Source organism: Amycolatopsis sp. MtRt-6, from assembly GCF_017308975.1.
GTDB lineage: Bacteria > Actinomycetota > Actinomycetes > Mycobacteriales > Pseudonocardiaceae > Amycolatopsis.
Window position 1 is genome coordinate 19,990 of record NZ_JADWPD010000044.1, and the last position, 26,065, is coordinate 46,054.

Consider the following 26,065-nt stretch of genomic DNA (forward strand, 5'->3'; position numbering starts at 1 on the left):
GCTAACCGTCCCGCAGCGAACGGACCATGCCCCGCAGGAGCCGGAACGCCTCCGACCGCTCGGCCTCGGTCATCCCGGACAGCATCCTGACCTCGACGGACCGCACGGCGGCGGTCGCCTTCTCCAGGCTCCGCCTGCCCAGCGGCGTGAGCCGGGTGGGCAGCGCCTTCCCGACCGGCGCCGCCGCCGGCCTGGTCACGTGGCCGTCCCGCTCGAGGGCCTGGAGCAGCACGTTCATCGTCTGCCGGGTCACGAACGCGCCGCGCGCGAGCTCGGAGTTCGACAGCCCCGGCCGCTGGGCGAGCAGCTCGAGGCAGGAGTAGTGCGTCACGCTCATCCCGAGCGGCCGCAGCACCTCCTCCATGGCCACGCGCAGCGCGCTCGACGCCTCCTTCAGCAGATAGCCCAGCGACGTCTCCAGGTCGACCCCGTCTTGACTCATGTCAGTATCCTGACATACCGTGGGCCGTGTCAGAAACCTGACACGAACCGAAGGAGCGTCCCTTGCCCGCCACCGGCCCCGACTTCATCTCGTTCCAAGCGCGCGACCTCGACGCTTCACAGGCGTTCTACGAGCGGTACCTCGGCCTCGTCCGCTCCCCGGCCGGACCGCCGCACGCCGTCGTCTTCGAGACGAAGCCGATCGCGTTCGCCCTCCGCGAGGTCATCCCCGGCACCGATCTCGCGCAGCCGGGCGCCGGGGCCGCGATCTGGCTGCACGCCACCGACGTCCAGGCGATCCACGACGCGCTGGCCGCCGACGGCCACCCCATCGTCTCCGCACCGATCGACGGCCCCTTCGGCCGGACGTTCACCTTCGCCGACCCCGACGGCTACCGGGTCACCCTGCACGACCGCACCTGATCGGCCCGGCTCACTCCCCGGAGCCGTTGCCGAACTTGGTGAAGACCTTGCCCGCCGCGCCGGAGACCGCCCCGCCGACGTCGCTGAACACCTTCGTCAGCGGGTCCGTGGACGAGCTCCACGAGTCCTTGTACGACTTGGCCGCCGACTTCAGGTCGTCCATCCAGTCCGACGAGGGCGAGTCCCCGTCGCGGCGCGGGTAGTCTCCGGCCAGGATCGCGCGGTACTCCTCGGACGCCGCCCACTTCTGCAGCTGGGCCGCGCGGACCACCGCGAACGGGTGCGACTCGGTCTCGACGGACTTGAGCTTGAGGAAGCTGTCGCGGATGTCCTCGACCGACTCGTACTCGGCGGCCTGCTGCAGGAACGACGGGACGTCGATGCGGGCCGGGTCGATGCCGCCGGCGACCTGGATCTGGGCGCGCAGCGCCGCCGTCGGGTCCTGGCTGCACAGCAGCCCGGCCCGGTCGCACGACAGCTCGGCCTTGCGGAACCACTCGCGCAGCGCCGCGACGATGGCGCGGATGCCGAGCGCGCTGACCGGCGTCCACGACATCGCCAGCTGCAGGCGGATCAGGCGCACCATGATCGTGCGGTAGACCGCGTGCCCGGACAGCACGTGCCCCATCTCGTGCCCGAGCACGAACCGCAGGGAGTCGACGCTCATCAGCTCGACGAGCCCGGTGCTGACGCGGATGAACGGCTCGTCCATGCCGACCGTCTCGGCCCGGATCTGCGCGTCCTGGAAGACGAACACGTTCGGCACCGCGGGCAGGTCGAGCGTCTCGGCGCATTCGTGACGCAGCCGCTCGAGCTCCGGGTACTGCTTCGGCCCGACGCGGATCGACGACGCGAGCGCCATCAGCCGCTCGCCGCGTTCGTTGTAGAACCCCGAAACGGCCTTGACGACCTCGGCGAAGCCGGGCACCGCGCGCAGCGTGGCGAGCGCGCCGCGGTCCACCGGGTGCTCGTACGCTCTCGGGCTGATGCCGGGGAAGCGGACGGCGTTGTGCCGCGAAACCTCGATGTCCTCGGTCACTGCTGGATCCCCCCTGTAGGTGACGGACACCACCTTAGGGGAAATCGGTCAGCCGAGGCGGCGCCCCAGGTCGTCGCGCCCGTTCCAGGTGGCGAGCAGGCTGTAGGCGATCGACACGCCGAGCGGGCCGGTGAGCAGCACCCACCAGGACTCCAGGCGTGGCGCCAGCTCGATCACCGAACCGAGCGCGGGTGGGCTGGAGATGGCGTAGTGGCTGTTCGCCCAGCCGACGCCGAGCAGCATGGCGAGCGCGCCGGCGAGCGCGACGCCGAGCACCGCGGCGAGGAACACCACCGGGCCACGCCGTTCGCGCAGCAGCCAGACGACGACGCCGACGACGATCCCCAGCCCCAGCAAGAGGAACCCGAAGATGGCCAGGTCGTCGAAGCGGTGCCAGCTTTCGAGTTCCAGGGCGCCCTGGGTGCCGTCGGCGTCGACGATGCGGACCCGCTCCGGCGGCGCGAGCCGCGACCACGCGAAGGCGAGCGGGAAGCTCAGCAGGGTCAGGGTGCCGAGCACGCTGACGGCGGGCAGCAGGTCGGCCTTGACGACGACGCGGGGCCGCCGCTCCCGGAACAGCACGGGCACCGACCACGGGCCGGCCACGGCCGACGGCCGGTGCGCGGGCCCCGACGACTCACTCACCCGGACTCCTTCCTGCGGCTGTTTCCTGCGACTGCGCCCACCGAGCGTAACCGGTCGATGCGTGAGCGCGGTGAGCCGCTCGCCCGTGTCGCGGCGGGCGCACCCTGCCGTCCAATGAACGATCCGGTTCGTTACGCGCCGGCCGCGCCCGGCCCCCATGAACGATCTGGTTCGTTACGCGCCGCCCGCGCCCGGCCCCCATGAACGATCCGGTTCGTTACGCGCCGCCCGCGCCCGGCCCCCATGAACGATCTGGTTCGTTACCCCGCCGCGCACCGGGCACCCGATGAACGATCCGGTTCGTTACCCCGCGCCGTCGCCGCCGTCAGCCGCCGGCCGTCTCGCCGTGGCGGCTGCAGCGGGCCGTCCAGCCGAGCGGGCTCACCTGGACCACCAGCCGGCGCGCGCAGAACGTGCAGTACCGCGGCGGCTCCAGCGCCGTCCGCGGGTTGTGGCACGCCGGGTGGTCCGCCCCACCCGGCGACTGCTGTCCACAGTGGACGCAGAAGGCTGCGTCAGAGGCTGTCACTGAGCGCCTTGATGGGCATCTTGAGCTCGTCCAGCATCTCCAGGTCCGCCGAAGCCGGCCGGCCCAGGTTGGTCAGGTAGTTGCCGACGATGATCGCGTTGATCCCGCCGAGCATGCCCTGCTCCGCGCCGAGGTCGCCGAGCGTCAGTTCCCGGCCGCCGGCGAAGCGCAGCATCGTGCGCGGCATCGCGAGCCGGAACGCCGCCACCGTCCGCAGGGCGTCGCGGCCCTCGACGATCTCGTAGTGCTCGTACGGCGTGCCCGGTTGCGGGATGAGGAAGTTCATCGGCACTTCGTGCGGGTTCAGCTCGGCCAGCTGCACGGCGAACTCCGCGCGCTGCTCGACCGTCTCGCCCATGCCGATGATGCCGCCGCAGCAGACCTCCATGCCCGCCTCGGCGACCATCCGCAGCGTGTCCCAGCGCTCTTCCCACGTGTGCGTCGTGACCACGGACGGGAAGTGCGAGCGCGCCGTCTCGAGGTTGTGGTTGTAGCGGTGGACACCCATGTCGACGAGCTCGTCGACCTGCTCCTGCGTCAGCATGCCCAGGGAGCAGGCGATCTGGATGTCGTTGCCGTCCGCGCGGATCGCGCGAACGCCTTCGCGGACCTGCGAGAGCAGTCGCTTGTCCGGGCCGCGGACGGCGGCGACGATGCAGAACTCCGTCGCACCGGTTTCGGCGGTCTGCCGGGCGGCCTTCACCAGGTTCGGGATGTCGAGCCAGGCCGAGCGCACCGGTGTCGGGAAGCGGCCGGACTGGGAGCAGAAGTGGCAGTCCTCGGGGCAGCCGCCGGTCTTGAGGCTGATGATGCCCTCGACCTCGACCTCGGGCCCGCACCAGCGCATCCGCACCTCGTGCGCCAGGGCGAGCAGGTCGGGCAGCCGGTCGTCGGGCAGCCGGAGCACGTCGAGGACCTGCTGCTCCCCCAAGCCGACGCCGTTTTCGAGGACCTGCTCGCGGGCAACGGCGAGGACATCGGTGTCCGGGACTGCGGTCACGGGCGCTCCTTGATCGAGGTGGTGCGGCAAGCGTCCCTCATCGTGCACGAAGGTGCCGCGAGGGGACAGCGACGCAGGTCACTTCCCGGCGGAAGCGCATCCCGCGAAAAGTTCCGGGTCGAATTCGCCGCCGAACCACGGCGAGAGCCCGGTCCGCGCCGCGGCGAGGAAGTCCTCGCGGGAGGCCTGCCCGATGTCCGCGGGCAGCACGCCGAGCAGGGGCGCGCCCGCCGCGACGGGCAGGTCTTCGAGGTTGGACAGCGCCGCGAGGTCCGGTTCGGCGGGCCAGGCACCGATGATGACGCCGGCGACGGTGAGCCCGCGCTTGCCGGCGACCTCGGCGGTGAGCGCGGTGGCGTTGAGCGTCCCGAGGCCGGCTTCGGCCACGATGATGACGAGCGACCCGAGCGACCAGGCGACGTCGGCGAGGCTCGCGCCGGTGCCGTCGAAGCGCACGAGCAGCCCGCCGGCGCCCTCGATGAGGGTGAGGTCGTGCGCGGTGTCGAGGTCGGACGCGGCCTGGGCGATCTCACCCGGATCGAGCGTGGGAAGGCCACTGCGCCGCGCGGCGGCCTCCGGGGAGAGCGGATCGGGGTAGCGGCGCAGCTCTCGCGTGGTGACGTCCGGCCCGGCGAGGCGCAGGACGTCCTGGAGGTCACCGGGCTCATCGGGCCGCACCCCGGTCTGGGCGGGCTTCAGCACGGCCACCCGCTGCCCTCCGGCCGCCGCCAGGGCCGCGATGGCCGCCGTGGTGATCGTCTTGCCGACCCCGGTCCCGGTCCCCGTCATCACCAGCATGGTCACGGGCCATCAACATAGTGAATCGGAGCCGGGGTGCGCACGCGGGCCGTGGCCGGAGGGCCGGCGGGGCCGCTCACCGGGCACTTCGACCGGCTCGCCCCCGGAACCGAGCGAGCCGGGCCCGTGAGACACGGACCCGGCTCGAACCTCGGACAATGCGGTCAGGCGCCCGGGACCACCACCGGCGCCCCGGCCGGGCGGTACGTGCGCTCCACCGCGTCGAACAGGTACACCTGGGCCTCGCCGACGTGGAAGTACATCGCCGTCAGCTGCAGCCTGCCCGCCGACTCCGCCGCCGCGACCGACGGGTACTCGCGCAGGTGGTCCAGCTGCTGCAACACGTTGTGCAGCGCGAGCCGGTCGCCCTTGCGGTCCGGGAGCTCGCCGTCCAGGGTGGCCGAGCCCAGGCGGTGGGCACTCGGCTCCGCGTGGGCCAGCCAGGTCGACAGCGGCCCCGGCGGCGGGCCGTCGGCCAGTGCCGCCATCGCGCCGCAGCTCGAGTGACCGCACACCACGATCTCCTCGACGCCGAGCACGCCCACCGCGTACTCGATGGACGCGTTCATCGACGCGTCGGCCTGTCCCGGCGGGACGAGGTTGCCGATGTTGCGGATGGTGAACAGGTCGCCCGGTCCGCTGGTGGTGATCAGGTTCGGCACGATCCGCGAGTCGCCGCAGGTGATGAACAGCGTGCGCGGGCGCTGGCCGTCGGCCAGGCCGGACAGGGTGTCCTTCAGCAGGGGCGCGGCGCGGCGGTGGAACTCCGTCGCGCCGCGGCGTGTCTGCTGGGCCGGAATATCGACCCCCTCCGCCGCCTGCCACTCCGACCACGGCGCCAGCCAGCGCGGCACGGCCCGGGCCGCGGAGCGGTGGCGGGTGGGGCGGCCGTCCTTGCCGTTGCCGAACCACGGGTGGCCGACCTCGTCGACCTCCACCGTGCCGCCGGCGCGCTCGTGCGCCTGCTGCCAGGTGTGCAGGCTCTCGAACGCCGCGTGGTCGAGGTAGTCGACGACCAGCTCCAGCCGCACCGTGACGCCGCCCGGGATGGTTCCGAGCACCTTCGACAGCCGCGGCACCGACAGGAACGTCAGGACGCCTTCGACGACGACGCGCCAGTCGTCGCCCTCCCGTTCGACGTGGATGCCCGACCAGACCGTGCGGCGCAGCATGAGCACGACCGCCAGCCCGATGCCGGCCAGCACGCCGGTGAGCAGGTCGAACACGACGACGCCGCCGAGGGTCAGCAGGTACACCGGCAGGTCGCCGTGGGCCAGCACGGTCTTCATGTGCCCGGGGTTGACCAGCTTCGCGCCGACGTGCACCAGCAGACCGGCCAGCGCCGCCAGGGGGATGCTCTCGATCAGCCCGGCGAGCAGCACGACGAACAGCAGCACCCAGACGCCGTGCAGCACCGCCGACACGCGGGTCTTCGCCCCGGAGGCGACGTTGGTGGAGCTGCGGACGATGACGCCGGTGACGGGCAGGCCGCCCAGCGCGCCGGAGAGCATGTTGGCGGCGCCCTGGCCGACCAGCTCGCGGTCGAGGTTGGCGCGCGGCCCGGTGTGCATCTTGTCGACCGCGACCGCCGAGAGCAGGCTTTCCACACTGGCGATCAGCGCGATCGTGATGACGGCGAGCGCGAACCCGCCCCAGCCGCCGTCCGGCAGTTGCGGGACGAGGTGGATGTTCAGCAGGTCGCCCGGCAGGTCGACGCGCGGGAGCGTCATCCCGAACACGACCGACACGCCTGTGGCCACCGCGATCGCGGCGAGCGGCCCCGGCACCTTGCGGACGGCTGCCGGCAGCTTCGGCCAGATCAGCAGGAGCCCGATGGTGATGAGGCCGACGATGGTGGCGGAGTCGTGGTGGGCGACGATCTGGGCGGGCAGCGCGGCGACGTTCTCGACGGCGGAGCTCTGGGCCTTGCCACCGAGGATGACGTGCAGCTGGCCGAGCACGATCGTGACGCCGATACCGGCCAGCATGCCGTGCACGATCGCCGGCGAGATGGCCAGCGCGGCGCGCGCGATGCGGCTCAGCCCCAGCAGGATCTGGCACGCGCCGGCGGCGACGGTGATCGCGCAGGTGACGGCCCACCCGAACGTCTGGATGGTTTCGTACATCACCACGGTCAGACCGGCGGCGGGCCCGCTGACTTGCAGCGCGGAGCCACCGAGCGCACCGGCGACGATGCCACCGACGACGGCGGCCACCAACCCGGCGGCGACCGGGGCGCCCGAAGCGAGGGCGATGCCCAGGGACAAAGGAACAGCGACAAGGAAGACGACCAGTGAGGCCGGCAGGTCGTGTCGAAGCACGGCGAGGGGTCTCATGATCACCATGCAACCGGAAAACGGGTGAAATGTCCGCAGTGTTCGACCCATTCGAGTGAAGAACTGGCCATATTTCACTCTTTTGTCATAAATCGGACATGCCGTTAACACGGCTGTAACACACTGTGTGCCTGTCGCTTGACAGTTGAATCTGGGAATATATAAGGGTTTCCGACCCTGGCGGCGTGAGCGGGAACCGTCTCACCGAGTGGAGTGGTAGTCGAGTGGATGCGGAGAGTGATCTACCTCTCGTTCACGAGAAAGCGCTTCCTCGCGTCTGGGCCGGCAAGGGGCCGGGTCCGGGCCCGGCCGACCCCTGCCGCGCCGGCCCCAGGCACGGCGGAGGCCGCCTCCGGGGCACGTGCACCCGGAAGCGGCCCCGACCGGTGATCAGTGCTCCAGCGCGCTCGCGGGGACGAACCCGCGCCCGGCGTCGTCCAAAAGGGACACCTGCGCGGCGCCGACGTCGAAGTACATCCCGGTGAGCCGCAGCGCGCCCCGCTCCAGGGCCGCCGCCACCACCGGGTAGCCGCGCAGGGTCTCCAGCTGCTGCACCACGTTCTGCAGCGCGAGCTGGTCGGCCTCGGCGGCCGGCCGCTCGCCGCCGAGCAGCAGGGGTGCCTCGCGGGCACGGCGCCGCAGCGTCGCTTCTCCGTGGCGCAGCCAGCTGCCGAGCTGGTCGAGCCCGTCCGGGGCCCGGCCGAGCAGCGCCTTCATCGCGCCGCAGCCGGAGTGCCCGCACACCACGATCTCGGCCACCTCCAGCACGCCGACGGCGTACTCGATCGCCGCGCCGACCGAGGTGTCCGTGCCGTCGGACGGCGGGACGAGGTTGCCGATGTTCCGCACCGTGAACAGGTCGCCCGGCCCGCTCGTGGTGATCAGGTTCGGCACGATCCGCGCGTCGCCGCAGGTGATGAAGAGCGTGTGTGGCTGCTGGCCGTGCGCCAGCCCGTCCCACGTCTCGCGCAGCAGCGGCGCGGTGCGGCGCTGGAACTCCGAAGCGCCGCGGCACAGCGGCGAACTGGCGGTGCGCTGGGCCGGCAGCACGACGTGCTCGGCCTGCCACTGCGACCACGGCGCGAGCCACCGCGGGACGACGCGCGCGGCGACGCTGCGCCGCACGGTCGGCTCCCCCGCGCGGCCGCGCTCGAACCACGGGTGCCCGATCTCGTCGACCGTGACCGGCCCCGTGTGGGCCTGCTGCCAGCCGCGCAGGCAGTCGAACGCGGCGTGGTCGAGGTAGTCGACGAGCAGCTCGAGGGTCACCTCGGCGTGCGGCGGCACCCCGGCGAGCACGCGGGTCAGCCGCGGCACGGACAGGAACGTCAGCGCGCCCTCGATGACGACGCGGTAGCGGTCGCCGTCCTGCTCGGCGTGGATCCCGGAGAAGATCAACCGCCGCAGCATCAGCGCGAGCGCGAGCAGGATCCCCGCCGCGACGCCGGTGAGCAGGTTGACCGCGACCGCGCCCACCAGGGTGACGGCGTACACCGGCAGGTCGCCGTGGCGCCTGACCTCCTTGAGCGCCGGCAGGTTCACCAGCTTCATCCCGACGTACACGAGCAACGCGGCCAGCGCCGCGAGCGGGATCAGCCGCAGCACGCCGGTGAGCAGCAGGCAGGCGGCGAGGATCCAGGCGCAGTGCAGGACCGCCGACGCCCGGGTGCGCGCGCCCGCCTCGAAGTTGGTCATGCTGCGCACGATGACGCCGGTGACGGGGAACCCGCCGAGCGCGCCGGCGGCGACGTTCGCCGCGCCCTGCCCGACGAGCTCGCGGTCGAGGTCGGTGCGCGGGCCGCCGCGGAGCTTGTCCACCGCGACGGCGGACAGCAGGCTTTCCAGGCCGGCGATGAGCGCGATGGTGACCGCGGCGGCGGCGAAGCTGCCCCAGCCGCCGTCCGGCAGCTGGGGGACGATGTGCAGCGCGGGCAGCCCGGCGGGGAGGTCCACGCGCGGCAGGGTCATGCCGATCGCGACGGACAGGCCGGTGGCCAGCGTGACGGCGGCCAGCGGCGCGGGCACGCGGCGGACGGCCCGCGGCAGCCGCGGCCAGACCAGCAGCACCGCGAGGGTGACCACGCCGATCAGCACGGCCTGGTCGTGGTGCGCGGCGACCTGCCCCGGCAGCGCCAGGACGTTGGCGAGCGCGGAACCCTGCGCCGAGCCGCCGAGGACGACGTGCAGCTGGCCGAGCACGAGCGTGACGCCGATGCCGGCGAGCAGGCCGTGCACGATCGCCGGCGACACGGCGAGCGCGGCGCGGGCGGCCCTGGTGAGGCCGAAGAGGATCTGGAGCAGGCCCGCGGCGACGGTGATCGCGCAGGTGACGGGCCAGCCGTGGGTGGCGATCGTGTCCGCCAGCACCACGGTGAGGGCGGCGGACGGGCCGCTGACCTGCAGCGGCGATCCGCCGAAGAGGCTCGCGACCAGACCGCCGACGACGGCGGAGATGAGGCCGGAGAGCAGCGGCGCCCCGGCGGCGAAGGCCACGCCGAGGGACAGGGGGACGGCGACGAGGAAGACGACTATCGACGCGAGGAAATCGTGCTTGAGGTTCTCCAGGTGCTCGGAGCGCTTCGGGGGTCCGGTGTCGTGCTCGCCACGAACGATCTCGATCATGGGGGCAGGATCGCCGAAACCGCGCGAAAAGTCCGCTACGCAAGCATTTCTCGCGTTCGCCCGGGCACAGGACGGACCTGTTTCCCGGCTCCTTCACACTTACCGCCTCGACCGTTCGCGTGGTTTCGATCTTGCTCTGCCACGCAGTGCGACGATGAGGGACCTTCGGGTCTCGGTGTGCCGGTGGTCACACCCGATGTGCTGAAATTCAGGCCTTTTCGGCGACCGCAAGCATCGCGCGGGTGATCACGGCGAGGTCGTCGTCAGTCGAAACGTACGGCGGCATGGCGTAAACGAGGTCCCGGAACGGCCGCAGCCACGCGCCGTGCGCCGTGGCGACCTCGGTGGCGACCGCCATGTCGACAGGGTGATCGAGCTGCAGCACGCCGATCCCGCCCAGTACCCGGACATCGGCGACCGCGGGCAGGTCGCGCGCCGGGGCGAGGCCGTCGAGCAGGGCCTTTTCGATCCGGGTGACGTCGCCGCGCCAGCGGCCGTCGGCGAGCAGGCCGAGGGAGGCGTTGGCGACGGCCGAGGCGAGCGGGTTGCCCATGAAGGTGGGGCCGTGGGCGAGGACGGGCAGTTCGCCCCGCGCGATCCCGGCGGCGACTTCCGGGGTGCAGAGGGCGGCGGCCATGCTGAGGTAGCCCCCGGTGAGCGCCTTGCCGACGCACAGGACATCGGGCGTGACACCGGCGTGCTCGGCGGCGAACAGCGCACCGGTGCGCCCGAAGCCGGTGGCGATCTCGTCGAAGACGAGGAGAACGTCGTGCGCTGCGGTGATTTCGCGCAGGGCACGCACGTAGGCGGGGTGGTGGAACCGCATGCCGCCGGCGCCCTGCACGACGGGTTCGACGATCACCGCGGCCAGTTCGTCCCGGTGCCGCTCGATTCCGGCGGCCAGAACGTCCACATAGGACGGTTCGGGCGGGGTGTCGAACCCGGACGGCGGCGCGGGCACGAAGACCTGTTCGGGGAGGACACCGCGCCAGAGCAAGTGCATGCCGCCGTCTGGGTCGCAGACGCTCATCGGCGTGAAGGTGTCCCCGTGGTAGCCACCGCGCCAGGTGAGCAGCTTGTGTTTGCCGGCGCGCCCGCGGGAACGTTGGTACTGCAGGCACATCTTCGCGGCGACCTCGACGGAGACCGAGCCGGAGTCGCAGAGGAAGACGTGCTCCAGGCCGTCCGGGCTGAGGTCGACGAGGGTCTTGGCGAGGGTGATGGCGGGTTCGTGGGTGAGGCCGCCGAACATGACGTGGCTCATCCGCCCGGCCTGAGCGGTGAGGGCGGCGTCGAGCACGGGGTGCCGGTAGCCGTGGATGGCGGACCACCAGGAGGACATGCCGTCGACGAGCTGCCGCCCGTCGGCGAGCGTCAGCCGGACGCCGCTCGCTTCGGTGACCAGCAGGGACGGCACCTTCGCCGGCATGGGCGCGTAGGGGTGCCAGACGTGCTGGGCATCGAGGGCGAGCAGGCCGGCGGAGTCCATCCTCGAATTAAAACAGTGGCGCTCAGCCGAACCGCACCGGCAGCACCTCCAACCCGTGCACCAGCGAACTCTGCCGATACACCAGCTCGTCCGGCTTGCCGTCCAGCGCGATCTCCGGGAACCGCTCGAGCAAGCCGCCCAGTGCGATCTCCGCCTCCAGCCGGGCCAGCGGCGCCCCCACGCAGTAGTGGATCCCGTGCCCGAAGGCCAGGTGCCCGCCGGCCGCGCGCGTGATGTCCAGCTTGTCCGGCTCCGGGTACCGCTCCGCATCCCGGTTCGCCCCCAGCAGGGACACCAGTACGAACTCGCCCGCCGGGATCGTCACGCCGCCGACTTCCACCGGCTCCGCCGTGAACCGCAGCGTCGCCAGGTGGATCGGGCCGTCGAAACGCAGGAACTCCTCGACCGCGCCCGGCAGCAACTCCGGCTCCGCGCGCAGGCGGGCCAGCTGCTCCGGCTCGCGCAGCAGCGCCAGCACGCCGTTCGCGATCAGGTTGACCGTGGTCTCGTGCCCGGCGACCAGCAGCAGGAACGCCATCGACACCAGCTCGGGCTCGGACAGCGAATCGCCGTCGTCGCTCGCGTGCACCAGGTCCGACAGCAGGTCTTCGGCCGGCTCGGCGCGCTTCTGGGCGATCAGGCCGGTCAGGTAGCCGAACATGCTCGCCGCCGCGGCCTGCATCTCCTCCGGGCGCGCCGCCGCGCTCAGCAGCGTCTTGGACCAGCCGGCGAACTCCGTGCGGTCCTCTTCGCGCACGCCGAGCAGCTCGCAGATCACCGTGATCGGCAGCGGCGCGGCGAACGACGCCACCAGGTCGGCCCGCTCGCTCCCGGCCAGCCCGTCGAGCAGTTCCGCGGTGATCTCCTCGACCCGTGGCCGCAGCCGGGCCACCGTCCGCGCGGTGAACGCCTTGTTCACCAGCTTCCGCAGCCGCGTGTGGTCCGGCTGGTCCGAGTTGAGCATGTGCTGGCTGAGGTCCTGCCCGAAGCCGCTCATCTGGGCCTCCGGCGGCAGCTTCGCCTCGAACAGCTCACGGATCCGCTGGCTGTTCTTCCGCAGCCGCGGATCGGCCAGCAGCGCCCTGGCCTCCGCGAACCCGGTGACCAGGTAGCACGGCAGCCCCCGCGGTGGCAGCCGCACCAGGCGCACCGGGCCGCCGCCGCGCAGCATCTCCGAGAACAGGTGCGCGTCCTGCGCGAAGTCCTCCGCCACCTCGAGGATCTCGTCGCTCGTCATGTCAGCCCCCACAGTCCAGCCGCGTCAGCGCTCGGCGAGTGCCGCCACGACGCGCTCGGTCACGTCCTGCCAGTATGCCCGCTGTTCCGCGCGCTCTTCCGCGTCCGCAAGCCATTCCTGGTGGAACCGCAGCGTCGTCCTGGCCCCCGAGCCGCTCAGCCGCACCTGCACGGTCGAGTCGTGGTCCCAGTCGCTCGGCCGCCACGTGAGCCGCACCCGGTCGCCGCCGACGAAGCTGCGGATCTCGCCCACCGTGCCGTTGGCCGTTTCGTACTCCGCGCCCGCTTCCCGGGGCAGCTCGACACCGGGGCCGAGCCAGATCGCGACGCCGTCCCGGCTGACCAGGAAGTCCCACACGGCCTCGGCCGGGTACGGCAAGGTCCGCGAGACACCGATCTGCCACCCGGCATCGGCTGTCTTCCCCACTGAAGAAGTCATGCCCGCATCTTCGCACCGGGGTACGACAAAAACGGCGACCGGCCCGGGTGGAGGATGGGAACCCGTGCGCTACCGCCCGATCTCCCCCGCCGTCCTGGCCGGCGAACTGACCGACCGCATCGACGCGCTCCCCGGGCCGCGGCTCGCGGTGGCCGTCGACGGCGCGGCGGGCGCGACCGGGACCGCGGACCTCGCGGACGCCCTGGTCGACCCGCTGCGCCTGCGCGGCCGCGCCACCCTGCGCGTGTCGGCGCGCGACTTCCTGCGCCCCGCGTCGCTGCGCTTCGAGCACGGCCGCACCAACCCCGACGCCCGCTACACGGACTGGCTCGACCTCGGTGCCCTCCGTCGCGAAGTCCTGGACCCGCTGAAGGGGTCCGGCGAGATCCTGCCGTCGCTGTGGGACGCCGAACGCGACCGCGCGACCCGCGCCGCACGGGTGCCGCTGCCCGAAGGCGGCGTCGTGCTCCTCGACGGCGAACTGCTGCTCGGCGCCGGGCTGGCCTTCGACCTGGCCGTGCACCTGTGGCTCTCCCCCGTCGCCCTGCGCCGCCGCGTGCCGGACGCCTGGGCGGTCCCGGCCTACGAACGCTACGAGGAGGAGGTCGGCCCGGGTTCGCTCGCCGACGTCGTCGTGCGCGTCGACGATCCCCGGCACCCGGCGCTCTACACGCCTTAGCGGACGACGGCCACCGGGTCGCCGTCCAGCAGGCCGGACAGCCGCCGCGCCAGGACGTCCCAGCGCCAGTTCGCCGTCACCCACTCGCGCCCGGCCTCGCCCATCCGGCGCGCGCGCACCGGGTCGGCCAGCAGGCTGGCCAGGGTTTCGCCGAGCTGGCCGACGTCCCGGCCGTCGACGACGTGCCCGGTGACCTCGTCGAGCACCGCCTCGGGCGCCCCGCCGGAGTTGCCGGCGACCACCGGCAGCCCGGTCGCCGAGGCCTCCAGGTAGACGATGCCGAGCCCTTCGACGTCGAGGCCCCTGCCCCGGGTGCGCGCGGGCATCGCGAAGACGTCGCCCGCGGTGTAGTGCGCGGGCAGCTCGGCCCACGGCACCGACCCGGTGAGCACGACGTCGCGCTCCAGGCCCAGCTCGGTGACCAGGCCGGCGAGCTTCTTGCGGTAGGGACCACCGCCGACGATCAGCAGCGCCGCGTCCGGCACGCGCTCGCGGATCGACGGCAGCGCGCGGATCAGCTGATCCTGGCCCTTGCGCGGGACCAGCCGGGAGACGCAGACGACGGTCGGCCGGTCGCCGAGGCCGTGCCGGGCGCGGATCTCCGCGCGGGCGGCCGGATCCGGCCGGAACACCTCGGTGTCGACCCCGGACGGCAGCAGCTCCAGCCCGGCCAGCGCGCCGAAGGCCGCGGCGAAGCGGCTGCGGGTGTACCGGCTGACGTAGGTGACGACGTCGGTCGTGTCGCCGATCCGCCGCAGTGCCTGCCGGGACGCCGGCAGCATCGACCAGCCGACCTCGTGGCCGTGCGTCGACGCGACGACGCGGCGGGCCCCGGCCCGGCGCAGCGGGTGCCCCAGCAGCGCGAGCGGCGCCGCCGCGCCGAACCAGACGGCTTCGCAGTCCCGCGCCCGCATGATCTGCTTCGCCCGGCGGAGCACGTCCGGCGTCGGCAGCATCAGCGACGTGGGGTGCCGGACGACCTCGAACGGCGCCTCGGCGTCGAATTCCTCGTGCGACCCCGTCCGCGACTCCCACGACGGCGCGTAGACGACCAGGTCGTCCGCCGGCAGCCGGGTGGCGAGGGAGTTCAGGTAGTTCTGGATCCCCCCGGGCCGGGGTGGGAAGTCGTTGGTCACGAGGAGGGTCTTGAGCACGCCCCAGAGGCTAGCTGTGCCGTCCGGGGACGGCGAAGGGGCGGCACCGCGTGTGCGGTACCGCCCCTCCTTGCTGCCTGGGTCACGACGTCGGGCGTCGCGCTCCCGAGTACTGGCTCTGCAGCGGCGAGATCTTCACGACGTCACCGGTGTCGGGCGCGTGCACCATCTTGCCGTCGCCGATGTACATGCCGACGTGCGAAACGGGCGAGTAGAAGAACACGAGGTCGCCCGGCTGGAGCTGGTCGCGCGGCACCGCGGCGCCGAAGGTGGACTGCTCACGGCTGGTCCGCGGGATGGTCAGCCCGGCCTGCTTGTACGCCCACGACGTCAGGCCCGAGCAGTCGAAGGTGGTCGGGCCGGTGGAGCCGTACACGTACGTGCTGCCGAGCTTGCTCAGCGCGGCGTTCACGGCCGCCTGCGCGGCCGCGGTGGGCGCCTTGATGTTGGTGGGCGCGTCCCCACCAACATCCCGCTGCGCGGCCTTGTCGGCGGCGCTGAGGTTGCGGTTGGCCGCCTTGAGCTGGTCGATCTGGTCGTTGAGGGTCTTCTGCTTGGCCTTGATGTCCTCGGTCAGCTTGGCCGCGGCGTCCCGCGCGTCCTGCGCGCGCTTCGCGGCGTCGCTGGCCTTGGCCGCGGCGTCGGTGGCCTGCCGGACGGAGCCGGTGAGGTTGTCCATCGCGGCGTTCTTGCCGGTCGCGAGCACCTCGAGCGCCGAGGAGCGGTCGAGGAAGTCCTGGGTGGACGTGCCCGCCAGCAGCGCCGACAGCTTGTTCAGCTGGACACCGCTGGTGAACGACGCACCGGCGAACTTGTCGACCTCGGTCTGGTACTTCTTCTGGCTTTCCGACGCCTGGGCGGCCTGGTCCTTCGCCGCGTTGACGTCGGCGGTGGCCTTGTCCAGGTCGGCCTGCTTCTTCTTCAGGTCGTCCTGGGCCGAAAGCAGGTCTTCGTTGAGCTTCTCGGCCTGGGCCGCGAGGTCGCGGTACTGGGCGAGGGCGTCGGAGCCGGTGGGCGGGGTCTGGAGAACGGGGACGGGGGCGGCGATGGCCGACGGCTGGGCCACGGTGACGAGAGTGATCACCGAGGCCGCGGCGAGGGCACCTGAAACCACGCGCCTGAGGGAATGCGACTGCACGGTCGCGCGGGTCTCCTTTGCGTCTCGGCCGCCGTCGGGGACCGGGGCACTGAAGAGGCCGGGGAGTTCCTCTTCGCCGCTGTCCCGCCACCACGCACCCGAACCGTGCGCTTTTGCCATGCACGAGCCGCAACAGGTGAAGCACGCGGTGGTGGTTCCGGTTCCCAGCTTCCCGACAAAGCTGCGTCCGGCGGCGATCTCGCGTCGCCGTCTCCACCGACGGCCGGGGGCCACGAGATCTCGGACAGGTTACGAAAAGAGCGCCACCGCGTCCACCACCTCTCGGCCAAAAACTGTGCGTGACACCGCTGAACACCATCGGACCAGGGAGGGAGAAGACATGTGATGGCCGTTACACGCTGGGGATTCTCCGGCGCGCTTTTCGACTACCGACCGTTCACCGATTCAATCGACCATTCGGCGCGCCGTCACGAAACGGTGGAAATCAGGCCGTGCGCCGGATCGGTTCTTCGACCAGCCGCAACCGGGGCACCATCCCGGCTTCGGCCAGCGCGTCGACCGCGCGCCGCTCGTCGGCGTCCCACACCACGGCGGGTGGCGCGCCGAGCAGCACGCTCACCACGCAGTCGTGGCAGGAGATGCCGCGCACCACGCAGCGGTCGCAATCGACCACCAGGTTCTCGATGTCCGAAACGGCGATGTGCGAGACGTCCACTGCGGACAGCTCGGGGGTGCCGGTCATGGGGTCCTCCTCACGTCGGGATCGACTGAGGAGGACGGTAGGCGCCACCACCGACAATTTCCGGCGGTCAGACCCTCGACAGGCGACTGACCAGCACGGATGACGGCGCGGGATGGGCGCCGCGGCCGCGCACCGAGTCCGCGACCGCGCGATCCGACGTCGCGACGACCATCGGCCGCCCGGCCGGCTCGGCCGCGACGAGGTTGCGGATGACGTCGTCGGCCAGCACCCCGCGGTCGGAGAACAGCACCCGCACCCCGCGGGGCACCGAAGCCGGGACGGACAGCACGCCGGCGCCGTCGAAGACGACGGTGACCTCGGCGGACGTGCGCGCGGCCAGCGCGGACAGCTGGTGGATCAGCCGGTCGCGCTGGTCGGCGAGCGCCAGTTCCGGGTAGCCGGTCTTGGTGACGTTGTAGCCGTCGACGATCAGGTGCACGTTGGGCAGCGCGAGGTAGCGGTCCAAGGTGGAGACATCGGCGATCTTGCCGCCCTGGCCGGTGCCGGAGCTGGCGCCGCGCACCATGTCGGCCGGGCGGGCGCCACGCGCGCCGAGGGCGAGCTCGCGGCGGAGGCCGGTGACGGCGCCGTCGATCGTGTCGATGAGCAGGGCGAGCCGCACCTCGTCGGCCTGCCGGGCCTCGCGCGCGGACTGGCGGGCGATCTCGGCGTCGGCGACCGCGCGTTCGGCACGGGCGCGCTCGCCGGCGACGCGCTGGCGTTCGCGTTCGAGCTGGGCGTTCAGGGCGGCGATCTCGTCGATCCGGGCCGCGGAACCGCGTTCGGCCTCCGCGGACGCCGCTTCGGCCGCGTCCCGGGCCTGGCGCAGCTGGACGCCCTGTTCGCGAAGGCGCTTCAGCAGCTTCTCGACTTCGCCCTCGCGCTCGCCCCGGGCGCTCTCCGCGGCTTGCTTCGCCTCCGCGAGCTCCGCGCGGACCTGGGCGAGCTCGGCTTCGAGCCGCTGGGAGCGGGCGAGCGCGGCGTCGCGTTCGGCGCGCAGGGCGTTTTCCTCGGCGTTCTTGGCGACCAGCCGGACGCGCCCGGCGGCCCCGGACTCGCCGAGGAGGACGGCGGCGGCCGCCGCGGCGACGGAGTCGGTGGCGTTGGGGTCGAGGGCGTCGGTGCGGTGCTCGCGCAGCCACTCGATGACGGCGGTCCGGAACTGGGCGGAGTCGGCCAGCGCCGCGAGCAGGGCGGCGCCGCCGAGCTTGGCGCGCTTGGCCGGGGCGAACTTGGCGACGGGCCGCAGCTGGCGGGGCACGTCGGTGGCGGGCAGCTTGGCGACGGCGGCCGCGGCGAGCTCGGCGATCCGGTCGCGGACCGGTTCGGGCAGGGCGGGCCAGCCGGCCGGATCGGGATGTCCGGCCTGGTCAGCGGCCTCCTCGGCCGGCTCGGGGCGCGACGCGACGCCCGAGGGACCCACGGGGTCCTCCGGCGGCTCCGGCACGAGCGGCTGCGGGTGCATTGGTCCAGGGTAGGCCCCGCCCCCGCATCCCGCGCCGCGCGCCACACGGACCGGCCACGCGCGGAAACTGTCGGTGGTCGCCCCTACAGTCCCGGCCATGCGTTCGGTCCAGGCTCAGCTCGCCTTCGACGAGCTCGGAACTCCTTTGCGGAGCACCACATTCGTCGTCTTCGACCTCGAAACGACCGGGGCCCCGCCGGGGCCGTCCGGGATCACCGAGATCGGGGCGGTGAAGGTGCGCGGGGGCGAGGTGCTGGGCGAGTTCGCGACCTTGGTGAACCCGGGCACACCGATCCCGCCGCAGATCGTCTCACTGACCGGGATCACCCAGGCGATGGTCTACGACGCGCCGCCGATCGAGGAGGTGCTGCCGGCGTTCCTGGAGTTCGTCGGGGGCGCGGTGCTGGTGGCGCACAACTCCGGCTTCGACACCTCCCACATGCGGGCGGCGTGCGAGGGCCACGGGTACGTGTGGCCGAAGCTGACGGTGGTGTGCACGGTCCGGCTGGCGCGGCGGGTGGTGCCGCGCGACGAGGTCGGCCGGTACAACCTGACGGCGCTGGCCATGCTGTTCGGGGCGAGGACCCGGCCGACGCACCGCGCGCTGGACGACGCGCGCGCGACGGTGGACGTCCTGCACGGCCTGCTGGAGCGGGTCGGCAACCTGGGCGTGCACTCGCTCGAGGAGCTGATGGGGTACCTGCCGGAGGTGACGGTCGCCCAGCGGGCGAAGCGGCACCTGGCGGCCGACCTGCCATCGGCCCCGGGCGTCTACCTGTTCAAGGGCCCGAAGGACGAGGTCCTGTACGTCGGCACGGCGAAGGACCTGCGGCGGCGAGTGCGGACGTACTTCACGGGTTCGGAGAACCGCAGCCGCATCCGGGAGATGGTCGCCCTGGCCGAGGGTGTCGACCACGTGGTGTGCGCGCACGCGCTGGAGGCGGAGGTCCGGGAGCTCCGGCTGATCGCGGCGCACCGGCCCGCGTACAACCGGCGGTCGAAGAACCGGCACCAGGGCTGGTGGATCGGCTTGACGGACGAGGCGTTCCCGAGGTTGTCGGTGGTGCGCCTGCCGCGGCCGGGGGTGCTGGGCCCGTTCCGCAACCAGGCGGACGCCCGCACGACGGCGGACACCCTGGCGGGGGCCTCGGGGCTGCGGACGTGCACCCAGCGGATTTCGCCTCGTTCGGCGAACGGGACACCGTGCGTGCTGGCGGAGCTGGGCCGCTGCGGAGCGCCCTGCGCGGGCCGGCAGAGCGTGGCGGCGTACGGCCCGTTGGTCGAGTCGGTGTCGGGGTTGATCGCGGGCGTGGACGGCAGCCCGCTGCACACGGCGGCGGCGCATGTGGAGCGCTTGGCGGCGGGCCGGCACTACGAGCAGGCCGCGCGGCACCGCGACGAGCTGGCGGCGCTGATCCGGGCGTTGGGCCGGGCGCACCGGCAGGCCTCGCTGGCGTCGATCGGCGAGCTGATCGCGGCAGCCCCGGACGGCGCGGGCGGCTGGGAGCTGTCGGTGATCCGTTACGGCCGGCTGGCGTCGGCCGGAGTGGCCCGGCGCGGGGTGCCGCCGATGCCGGTGGTGGAGGCACTGGTGGCGTCGGCGGAGACGGTGCTCCCGGAGCCGGGGCCGTTGCACGGAGCGCCGCCGGAGGAGGTGGGGGTGTTGCTGCGGTGGCTGGCCCGCCCGGGGGTGAGGCTGGTGCGCACGACGCGGCCGTGGGCCGAGCCGACGGCGGTCGCGGGGTGGCGTGGGTGGCTGGATCTGGTGGCGAACGCGCATTCGCTGGAGCACGTCGGCTGACTGGACGGCAGCCTCGGCTCGCGCCCGGGGCCGGCTCGCGCCCGGGGCCGGCTCGCGTACCGGAATGGTCGGTTCGCGTACCGGAATGGTCGGCCGGCGTACCTGGAGGGTCGGCCGGCGCGCCCGGACGGTCGGTTCACCTAACCACGGAGCGAGAAGCGGAGCGTCGGTGACGAGCGCTTCGGTGCCGGAGGCGGCCGGCCGGGCCGGAGGTGAGCTCAGGCGACCGAGGTGTCCAGCGCGTCCAGCAGCCACGTGTGGGCGAGCCCCATCGGCGCCGGCTCACCCGTGACCTCTCCCGTCAAGTGCCAGTAACGGCGCAGCCGCGGATCGCGGTCCGGCGCCGTCCGGTGGTTCAGCGCCCTGCGGAACGGCAAGCTGTCCGTCGCGCCCAGTGCCGCCGCGTGGGCCGCCACGAAACGGTCCAGCTCCGGGCCCGGTGCCGGCCGCTCGCCCGCCGACAGGCGCACGACCGCCGCAACGCACGCCTCGCCCACCTCCGCGTGCAGCGCTCCCAGGTCCGCGACGCGTTCGTGGCCGGCCAGCGTGCTCGCCTTCAGGTCCCGTGCCAGCCGGGGGTCCGCCGCCAGCAGGACCAGCTCCGCGTACGCCACCACCTGGGTCGTCGTCGGCTGGGACGGTGGCTCCGGCACGCTCACCTCCAGGAACATGCGGGCCGTCTCCGGGGGTATCGGGCCCGTTGTCATCGGGCGCCAGAGGCGGACCAGCGTCTCGTGGGCCGAATACCCGTCCTGGACCGCCGACATCAGCTCCAGGCGCGCCGCGCGGTCGGCCGGCGCCGCCTCCGAAACCGCGCGGAGCACCGATCGACGCCAGTTCAACGTCGCCAGCTCGCGTTCCAGGGCCTTCCGCTCGGCCGCCACGGCGTCGTCGAGGGAACTCCGGCCGGCGAGGACGTCGGTGATCGGGCGCAGGCCCAGCCCGAGCCCACGCAGGCGGCGCACGAGGGTGAGCCGGTCGATCGCCGCGCTGTCGAAGCGGCGGTGACCGCCCGCGCTGCGCACCGGCTCCAGCACGCCCTCGTCGCAGTAGAAGCGGATCGTGCGGACGGGCACGCCCGTCCGGCGCGCCAGCTCGCCGATGCCGAGTGTGTCTCCGGTCACCTTCCGTCGAACCTCCAGCCGGGTGGAATTCCTACGGTACGGCCCATGGACAACGCCAGACTCGCCGACGGCCTCCACGAACACACCGCGGGGTTCGCCGCAGCCGTCGAGCACGCCGACCCCGCCGCGATGGTGCCCACCTGCCCGGAGTGGCCGCTGCGGGTGCTCGTCGGCCACATCGGACAGGCCCACCGCTGGGCCGCGAGCATCGTCCGGGACGGGCCGTCGCCGGTTCCCGACCCCTTCGACGCCGACCCCGGCACACCCGGGAAGTGGTCCGCTTGGCTCCGCGAAGGCGCCGAAGACCTCGAAGACGCCGTGCGAGCCGCCGGCGACACTCCGGTGTGGACATTCTTCGGCCCGCAGCCGGCCCGGTTCTGGCTGCGCCGGATGCTGCACGACACCGTCGTCCACCACGCCGACGCGGCCCTGACGACGAGCAGGGCGTTCACCGTGGCACCGGACCTCGCTGCCGACGCGATCAGCGAGTGGCTGGAAGTGCTGTGCGACCCGGTCACCACGAGCCTCAAACCGGCCTTCGCCGAGCTGCGCGGCACCGGCCAGACCCTCCGGCTCGAACCGCGGGACGGTCCGGGCTGGCTCATCACCCGCTCCCCCGAGGGCGTGCGGTGGACCCGCGCCACGAAAACCGCGGACGTCACGCTGACCGGCCCGGTGCGGGACCTCCTGCTCGTGCTGACCCGCCGCCTGCCCCTGGACCGCGTCACCGTCACCGGCGACGAAGCACTCGCCGCGCACTGGCTGGCCCACACCGCGGCGTAGCTAGGATCGCGAACGACACCCGCAGACGAGTCTTGGAGGACCCAGGTGATCACCGCGATCGTGTTGATCCAGGCAGAGGCGGACGCGATCCCGGACGCGGCGCAGGCGATCGCCGACATCGAGGGGGTCGGCGAGGTCTACTCGTGCGCCGGGGACGTCGACCTCATCGCCACGGTGCAGGTGTCCACGCACGAGGACCTGGCCGACCTGATCCCCGGCAAGATCGGGAAGGTGCCGGGCGTGCTGGACACCGTCACCCACATCGCGTTCCGGTCCTACAGCCGCGCCGACACCGAATCGGCCTTCTCGATCGGCGTCGAGGACTAGCGCCCCAATGTGGCCTTGGTTGCGTTCAACGCACCGAAGGCCACATTGGGTGCGTTGAACGCACCGAAGGCCACATTGGGGCGCTGGCACGGTGCCAATACGCAAGGCTGGATCCGAGATCGATCCACCAAACGACCGAAGGCCACCTCCCGCGGGAGGTGGCCTTCGGCGTGGGTGGACCTAGTGGTCCGACTGCTTCGCGCTCGACGCCGTCTCGGCGGAGTCGAACTCGCCGTGCTGGCCGTGCTGGCCGTTCTCGGCACCGGAGTGCCCGTTGCCGTGGGCCCGCTGCAGTGCCGCGGTTTCCTCGGCCGGGTCCGGCGACCAGAACGTGCCCGGCACGGCCTGACCGGCCGAACCCAGCTTGTTCATCTTCTTCGGCACCGAAGCGCCCTGGTACTCGAGCGGGACCGCGTGGCCGTGGCTGTCCACGCCGGCCAGCGGCTGGTGGATCTCGATGAACTCACCGTGCGGCAGCCGCTTGATGATGCCCGTCTCGACGCCGTGCTCCAGCACCTCGCGGTCGGCCCGCTGCAGGCCCAGGCAGATGCGGTAGGTGAAGTAGTAGGCCAGCGGCGGCACGATCAGCACGCCGATGCGGCCCGCCCACGTCGTCGCGTTCAGGGAGATGTCGAACTGGTCGGCGATGATGTCGTTGAAGCCCGACAGCTCGATGACCATGAAGAAGCCCAGCGCCATCGCGCCCAGCGCCGTGCGGACCGGTGCGTCACGCGGCCGCTGGAGCAGGTTGTGGTGCGAGGTGTCCTTGGACAGCTTCCGCTCGATGAACGGGTAGCCCAGCAGCAGGCCGAACAGGATCGGCATGCCGACCGCGCCGGGGAAGAACACCGCCGGGATCGTGTAGTTCCCGAGGTAGACCTCCCACGCCGGCCAGATCCGGAGCATGCCGTCGGCCCAGGCCATGTACCAGTCGGGCTGCGAGCCCGCCGACACCTGCGCCGGGTTGTACGGACCGAAGTTCCACACCGGGTTGATCTGGAACAGGCCCGACATCAGCGCCAGCACACCCACGACCAGGGTGAAGAACGCCCCGCCCTTGAGCGCGAAGTACGGCATGATCCGGACGCCGACGACGTTGGTCTCCTTGCGGCGCACGCCCGGGAACTGCGTGTGCTTCTGGTACCAGACCAGCGCCAGGTGCGCGCCGACCAGCGCGAGCATGATGCCCGGCAGCAGCAGGATGTGCAGCGTGTACAGGCGCGGGATGATCTGGTCGCCGGGGAACTCCCCGCCGAACAGCGCCCAGTGGATCCAGGTGCCGGCCACCGGCACCGAGAGCACGATGCCCGACAGCGTCGCGCGGATACCGGTGCCCGACAGCAGGTCGTCCGGCAGCGAGTAGCCGAAGAAGCCCTCGAAGCAGCCCAGGATCAGCAGCAGGCCACCGATCACCCAGTTCGCCTCACGCGGCCGCCGGAACGCGCCGGTGAAGAAGATGCGGAGCATGTGGACGGCCATGGACGCGACGAAGATCAGCGCGGCCCAGTGGTGCAACTGCCGCATGAACAGGCCGCCGCGGACCTCGAACGAGATGTCCAGCGTCGTGCGGAACGCCTGCGACATCTCCAGGCCCTGCATGTTCTTGAAGCTGCCGTGGTAGACGACCTCCTGCATGGAGGGGTCGAAGAACAGCGTCAGGTACACACCGGTGAGCAGCAGGATGATGAAGCTGTAGAGCGCGATCTCGCCCAGCAGGAACGACCAGTGGGTCGGGAACACCTTGTTCATCTGGTGCCGCAGGCCCTTGGCCAGGTGGTACCGCTGGTCCGCGTTGTTCGCGGCCTCGCCCAGGTGCCGCTCGACGGCGCTCGAGCCCTTGGTCGGCGTGGTGAGTGAACTCATGACTTACGCTCCCAAAAGGCCGGACCGATGGCCTCGATGAAGTCGCCTCGCGCGATCAAGTATCCCTCTTCGTCCACCGTGATCGGTAGCTGGGCCAGCGGCCGCGTCGCCGGGCCGAAGATCGGCTTGGCGTAGTGGAGGGCGTCGAACTGCGACTGGTGGCACGGGCACAGGATGCGGTTGGTCCGCTGCTCGTACAGGGAGGTCGGGCAGCCGACGTGGCTGCAGATCTTCGTGTACGCGTAGTAGTCGCCGAAGTTGAAGTCCTCCTGGCCGGCCCGCTTGACCACCTTGGCGGCGTCGGTCGGGCGCAGGCGGATCAGCATGACCGGGTTGTCGACGCGCTTCAGCGCGGCGGCCAGCTTCTCGGCGTCGTTGCGCTCGGACTCCCGGAACGGGAACACCGTCTCCATCGCGCCCGCGTCGAGGTCCTCGGCCTTGACCAGCGAGATCTCGGTTTCATGGCCGTGCTCGACCTCGACCGGCTTGCCGGTGTCGCGACGCAGGTAGACCTTCTCGCCGGGGAAGTTCGGCTGCCAGCCGGTGTGCCACAGCGACTCGCGGTTCTCGGTGTCCTTCCACGGGTTCTTGATGAAGGACGCGATCGGCAGCGCCGCGGCCGCGAGGCCCAGCGCGCCGGCGCCGGCGATCGCCGAGCGCTTGATCAGCGAGCGGCGGGCGATGGTGCTGCGGTTCCCGGCGTCGGCCAGGTGCGCGAGGATCGTCGCGCGGTCGACCTCGGCCGACCCCGCGCCGCCGGCGTCGCTGCGCTCCTGCACCGCGACCTCGGCGGGCACGAACTTCTTCGTGTACAGGATCACGCCGATGCCCAGGCCGAGGATGGCCAGGCCGAGCGTGATGCCGAGCATCGGGGTGTAGAGGCTGTACCAGAAGTGGCCGCTCTCGTTGTCCGGCGCCTCGTACTTCCACGGCCACCAGATCAGCGAAACGACGAACCCGATCCCGGCCAGCGCGGACAGGCCGAACCAGAACGCGACCAGGCGCTCGGCGCGCTTCTCCGCGCGGGTGCCCTCCACGGGCCACGGGGTCGGGTACTCGACGATCTCGACGCCGTCGAGCGCCCCGCCCAGCTTGACCAGCTGGTCCCGGTCCATCTCAGCCAGTTCCGCCTCCGTCGGCGGCTTCGGCCCCTCGGCACTCATGCCTTCGATCCAATCCACAACGTCACGCCGACCAGCGCGGCGATCCCGACGATAAAGGCGATGACGCCCTCCGAAGCGGGGCCGACCCCGCCGAGGCCGGCACCACCCGGGTCATTGTTGCCGTCCGACACCGACTTCACGTAGGCGACGATGTCCTTCTTCTCCTCCGGCGACAGCTGCCGGTCGGAGAACTTCGGCATGTTCTGCGGACCGGTGAGCATGGCCGTGTAGATCTGCTCTTCGCTGGCCGGGTCCAGGTTCGGCGCGTACTTGCCCGCCGACAGCGCACCGCCGCGGCCGGTGAAGTTGTGGCACGACGCGCAGTTGAGGCGGAACAGCTCGCCACCGCGGGCCGGGTCGTCGCCGCGCAGGGCCTCGCCCTTCTCCGCGGGACGCTGGACGCCGCCGCCGTGCGCCTGGATGTAGGCGCCGACCGCGTCGATCTCGGCCTCGGTCAGCTTCGGCGGCTTCCGCGCGGCCTGCGCCTCCTGGCGCGCGGCCGGCATGCGGCCCGAAGAAGTCTGGAAGTACACCGCGGCGTCGCCGATGCCGATCAGGCTCGGCCCGCGGTCCTGCACGCCCTCGAGGTTGGCGCCGTGGCAGGCGATGCAGGTGTTGTTGTAGACCTGCTCGCCGAGGCGCAGCTGCGCCGGCGTGCCCTGGGCCTGCGCGGTCTGCGGCTCCGGCACGAGCAGGGCGTAGCCGGCGCCGGCGCCCACCAGCGCGATACCGAGCGCGAGCAGGCCGGCGAACCGCCTCCGCAGCTTCGACCGCGCGCGGTAACGGCGCTCCGAGGACTTGGTGCTGGTGGTCATCTTGCGGCAACCCTTGCTGTCAGTTCAGGCCGATGGTGAAGGTGGTGGCGGCT

24 protein-coding genes are annotated in these 26,065 nt (G+C 72.1%); 5 read left to right on the forward strand and 19 right to left on the reverse strand.

The window, feature by feature from the left end:
- Window position 1: 1 nt before the first annotated feature.
- On the reverse strand, window positions 2-442 hold the full coding sequence (locus I4Q55_RS44665; protein WP_206796886.1) for a MarR family winged helix-turn-helix transcriptional regulator: 441 nt from the start codon (window positions 440-442) through the stop codon (window positions 2-4).
- Window positions 443-504: 62 nt separating this feature from the next.
- Between I4Q55_RS44665 and I4Q55_RS44670 the strand changes: the two genes are divergently transcribed.
- The gene (locus I4Q55_RS44670; RefSeq protein WP_206796888.1) at window positions 505-864 is read left to right on the forward strand and encodes a VOC family protein; all 360 of its coding nucleotides are present in this window, start codon (window positions 505-507) and stop codon (window positions 862-864) included.
- A 10-nt stretch (window positions 865-874) separates the two neighbouring features.
- On the opposite strand, the gene I4Q55_RS44675 is transcribed toward I4Q55_RS44670, so the two are convergent.
- The 10 genes from I4Q55_RS44675 to I4Q55_RS44720 all read right to left on the reverse strand — a co-directional run bounded on the left by I4Q55_RS44675 (window position 875) and on the right by I4Q55_RS44720 (window position 12,997).
- The gene (locus I4Q55_RS44675) at window positions 875-1,903 is read right to left on the reverse strand and encodes a M48 family metallopeptidase (RefSeq protein WP_206796890.1); all 1,029 of its coding nucleotides are present in this window, start codon (window positions 1,901-1,903) and stop codon (window positions 875-877) included.
- A 48-nt stretch (window positions 1,904-1,951) separates the two neighbouring features.
- The gene (locus I4Q55_RS44680; protein WP_206796891.1) at window positions 1,952-2,548 is read right to left on the reverse strand and encodes a DUF2567 domain-containing protein; all 597 of its coding nucleotides are present in this window, start codon (window positions 2,546-2,548) and stop codon (window positions 1,952-1,954) included.
- 325 nt (window positions 2,549-2,873) lie between these two features.
- Entirely contained in the window at window positions 2,874-3,077 is a 204-nt protein-coding gene (locus tag I4Q55_RS44685; protein ID WP_206796892.1) for a hypothetical protein, read from the reverse strand.
- Entirely contained in the window at window positions 3,064-4,077 is a 1,014-nt protein-coding gene (gene bioB / locus I4Q55_RS44690; RefSeq protein ID WP_206796893.1) for a biotin synthase BioB, read from the reverse strand. The genes I4Q55_RS44685 and bioB overlap by 14 nt, the downstream gene beginning before the upstream one ends.
- Before the next feature lie 78 nt (window positions 4,078-4,155).
- A complete protein-coding gene (gene bioD, locus I4Q55_RS44695; RefSeq protein ID WP_206796975.1) occupies window positions 4,156-4,875 on the reverse strand; it encodes a dethiobiotin synthase in 720 nt (239 codons plus the stop codon).
- A 164-nt stretch (window positions 4,876-5,039) separates the two neighbouring features.
- Entirely contained in the window at window positions 5,040-7,220 is a 2,181-nt protein-coding gene (locus tag I4Q55_RS44700; RefSeq protein ID WP_206796894.1) for a bifunctional SulP family inorganic anion transporter/carbonic anhydrase, read from the reverse strand.
- A gap of 381 nt (window positions 7,221-7,601) precedes the next feature.
- Window positions 7,602-9,833 (reverse strand): bifunctional SulP family inorganic anion transporter/carbonic anhydrase, encoded by a 2,232-nt coding sequence (locus I4Q55_RS44705; RefSeq protein WP_206796895.1) that lies wholly within the window; start codon window positions 9,831-9,833, stop codon window positions 7,602-7,604.
- A 208-nt stretch (window positions 9,834-10,041) separates the two neighbouring features.
- Entirely contained in the window at window positions 10,042-11,322 is a 1,281-nt protein-coding gene (locus tag I4Q55_RS44710) for an adenosylmethionine--8-amino-7-oxononanoate transaminase (protein WP_206796896.1), read from the reverse strand.
- A gap of 22 nt (window positions 11,323-11,344) precedes the next feature.
- Window positions 11,345-12,559: a cytochrome P450 gene (locus tag I4Q55_RS44715; protein WP_206796897.1), complete on the reverse strand. Its 1,215-nt coding sequence runs from the start codon at window positions 12,557-12,559 to the stop codon at window positions 11,345-11,347.
- A gap of 24 nt (window positions 12,560-12,583) precedes the next feature.
- Window positions 12,584-12,997, reverse strand: coding sequence for an SRPBCC domain-containing protein (locus I4Q55_RS44720; protein WP_206796899.1), 414 nt, complete (start codon window positions 12,995-12,997; stop codon window positions 12,584-12,586).
- A gap of 64 nt (window positions 12,998-13,061) precedes the next feature.
- Between I4Q55_RS44720 and I4Q55_RS44725 the strand changes: the two genes are divergently transcribed.
- On the forward strand, window positions 13,062-13,676 hold the full coding sequence (locus I4Q55_RS44725) for a uridine kinase (protein ID WP_206796900.1): 615 nt from the start codon (window positions 13,062-13,064) through the stop codon (window positions 13,674-13,676).
- On the opposite strand, the gene I4Q55_RS44730 is transcribed toward I4Q55_RS44725, so the two are convergent.
- From I4Q55_RS44730 to I4Q55_RS44745, 4 genes are all read right to left on the reverse strand, one after another.
- The gene (locus I4Q55_RS44730) at window positions 13,673-14,830 is read right to left on the reverse strand and encodes a glycosyltransferase family 4 protein (protein WP_206796901.1); all 1,158 of its coding nucleotides are present in this window, start codon (window positions 14,828-14,830) and stop codon (window positions 13,673-13,675) included. The two genes, I4Q55_RS44725 and I4Q55_RS44730, sit on opposite strands and share 4 nt — an antisense overlap.
- 82 nt (window positions 14,831-14,912) lie before the next feature.
- Entirely contained in the window at window positions 14,913-15,968 is a 1,056-nt protein-coding gene (locus I4Q55_RS44735; protein ID WP_206796902.1) for an NlpC/P60 family protein, read from the reverse strand.
- Window positions 15,969-16,413: 445 nt separating this feature from the next.
- Window positions 16,414-16,671, reverse strand: a complete 258-nt coding sequence (locus I4Q55_RS44740) for a hypothetical protein (protein WP_242547871.1) — start codon at window positions 16,669-16,671, stop codon at window positions 16,414-16,416.
- A 67-nt stretch (window positions 16,672-16,738) separates the two neighbouring features.
- Window positions 16,739-18,136, reverse strand: coding sequence for an NYN domain-containing protein (locus tag I4Q55_RS44745; RefSeq protein WP_206796903.1), 1,398 nt, complete (start codon window positions 18,134-18,136; stop codon window positions 16,739-16,741).
- A 97-nt stretch (window positions 18,137-18,233) separates the two neighbouring features.
- Between I4Q55_RS44745 and I4Q55_RS44750 the strand changes: the two genes are divergently transcribed.
- A complete protein-coding gene (locus I4Q55_RS44750) occupies window positions 18,234-19,937 on the forward strand; it encodes a DEDD exonuclease domain-containing protein (protein WP_206796904.1) in 1,704 nt (567 codons plus the stop codon).
- Between the two features lie 218 nt (window positions 19,938-20,155).
- Here the strand turns inward: I4Q55_RS44750 and I4Q55_RS50450 are convergent, their stop codons facing one another.
- Window positions 20,156-21,061 carry a MerR family transcriptional regulator gene (locus tag I4Q55_RS50450; RefSeq protein WP_206796905.1) on the reverse strand — a complete coding sequence of 302 codons (906 nt, stop codon included), beginning with the start codon at window positions 21,059-21,061 and terminating at the stop codon, window positions 20,156-20,158.
- 45 nt (window positions 21,062-21,106) lie between these two features.
- On the opposite strand from I4Q55_RS50450, the gene I4Q55_RS44760 reads away from it, so the two are divergent.
- Both I4Q55_RS44760 and I4Q55_RS44765 read left to right on the forward strand, forming a co-directional pair.
- Entirely contained in the window at window positions 21,107-21,844 is a 738-nt protein-coding gene (locus I4Q55_RS44760) for a maleylpyruvate isomerase family mycothiol-dependent enzyme (protein ID WP_206796906.1), read from the forward strand.
- Window positions 21,845-21,889: 45 nt separating this feature from the next.
- Window positions 21,890-22,171: an Lrp/AsnC family transcriptional regulator gene (locus I4Q55_RS44765; protein ID WP_191316689.1), complete on the forward strand. Its 282-nt coding sequence runs from the start codon at window positions 21,890-21,892 to the stop codon at window positions 22,169-22,171.
- Window positions 22,172-22,351: 180 nt separating this feature from the next.
- On the opposite strand, the gene I4Q55_RS44770 is transcribed toward I4Q55_RS44765, so the two are convergent.
- Genes I4Q55_RS44770 through I4Q55_RS44780 form a run of 3 tightly spaced genes read right to left on the reverse strand, consistent with a single transcriptional unit; the run spans window position 22,352 to window position 26,012 of the window.
- The gene (locus I4Q55_RS44770; RefSeq protein WP_206796908.1) at window positions 22,352-24,034 is read right to left on the reverse strand and encodes a cytochrome bc complex cytochrome b subunit; all 1,683 of its coding nucleotides are present in this window, start codon (window positions 24,032-24,034) and stop codon (window positions 22,352-22,354) included.
- Complete coding sequence (locus I4Q55_RS44775; protein ID WP_206796909.1) at window positions 24,031-25,197, reverse strand: ubiquinol-cytochrome c reductase iron-sulfur subunit; 1,167 nt, start codon at window positions 25,195-25,197, stop codon at window positions 24,031-24,033. Before I4Q55_RS44775 ends, I4Q55_RS44770 begins: the two co-directional genes overlap by 4 nt.
- Window positions 25,194-26,012, reverse strand: coding sequence for a c-type cytochrome (locus I4Q55_RS44780; RefSeq protein ID WP_206796910.1), 819 nt, complete (start codon window positions 26,010-26,012; stop codon window positions 25,194-25,196). The genes I4Q55_RS44775 and I4Q55_RS44780 overlap by 4 nt, the downstream gene beginning before the upstream one ends.
- Between the last annotated feature and the right edge of the window lie 53 nt (window positions 26,013-26,065).

Excerpts from the sequence above, each read along its gene's own strand:
- I4Q55_RS44665 (WP_206796886.1), bottom strand. The coding sequence starts at position 442 with ATGAGTCAAGACGGGGTCGACCTGGAGACGTCGCTGGGCTATCTGCTG.
- bioD (WP_206796975.1), bottom strand. The coding sequence starts at position 4,875 with ATGCTGGTGATGACGGGGACCGGGACCGGGGTCGGCAAGACGATCACC.
- I4Q55_RS44700 (WP_206796894.1), bottom strand. The coding sequence starts at position 7,220 with ATGGTGATCATGAGACCCCTCGCCGTGCTTCGACACGACCTGCCGGCC.
- I4Q55_RS44705 (WP_206796895.1), bottom strand. The coding sequence starts at position 9,833 with ATGATCGAGATCGTTCGTGGCGAGCACGACACCGGACCCCCGAAGCGC.
- I4Q55_RS44710 (WP_206796896.1), bottom strand. The coding sequence starts at position 11,322 with ATGGACTCCGCCGGCCTGCTCGCCCTCGATGCCCAGCACGTCTGGCAC.
- I4Q55_RS44715 (WP_206796897.1), bottom strand. The coding sequence starts at position 12,559 with ATGACGAGCGACGAGATCCTCGAGGTGGCGGAGGACTTCGCGCAGGAC.
- I4Q55_RS44720 (WP_206796899.1), bottom strand. The coding sequence starts at position 12,997 with ATGACTTCTTCAGTGGGGAAGACAGCCGATGCCGGGTGGCAGATCGGT.
- I4Q55_RS44740 (WP_242547871.1), bottom strand. The coding sequence starts at position 16,671 with ATGACCGGCACCCCCGAGCTGTCCGCAGTGGACGTCTCGCACATCGCC.
- I4Q55_RS44745 (WP_206796903.1), bottom strand. The coding sequence starts at position 18,136 with ATGCACCCGCAGCCGCTCGTGCCGGAGCCGCCGGAGGACCCCGTGGGT.
- I4Q55_RS44750 (WP_206796904.1), top strand. The coding sequence starts at position 18,234 with ATGCGTTCGGTCCAGGCTCAGCTCGCCTTCGACGAGCTCGGAACTCCT.
- I4Q55_RS44760 (WP_206796906.1), top strand. The coding sequence starts at position 21,107 with ATGGACAACGCCAGACTCGCCGACGGCCTCCACGAACACACCGCGGGG.
- I4Q55_RS44770 (WP_206796908.1), bottom strand. The coding sequence starts at position 24,034 with ATGAGTTCACTCACCACGCCGACCAAGGGCTCGAGCGCCGTCGAGCGG.
- I4Q55_RS44775 (WP_206796909.1), bottom strand. The coding sequence starts at position 25,197 with ATGAGTGCCGAGGGGCCGAAGCCGCCGACGGAGGCGGAACTGGCTGAG.
- I4Q55_RS44780 (WP_206796910.1), bottom strand. The coding sequence starts at position 26,012 with ATGACCACCAGCACCAAGTCCTCGGAGCGCCGTTACCGCGCGCGGTCG.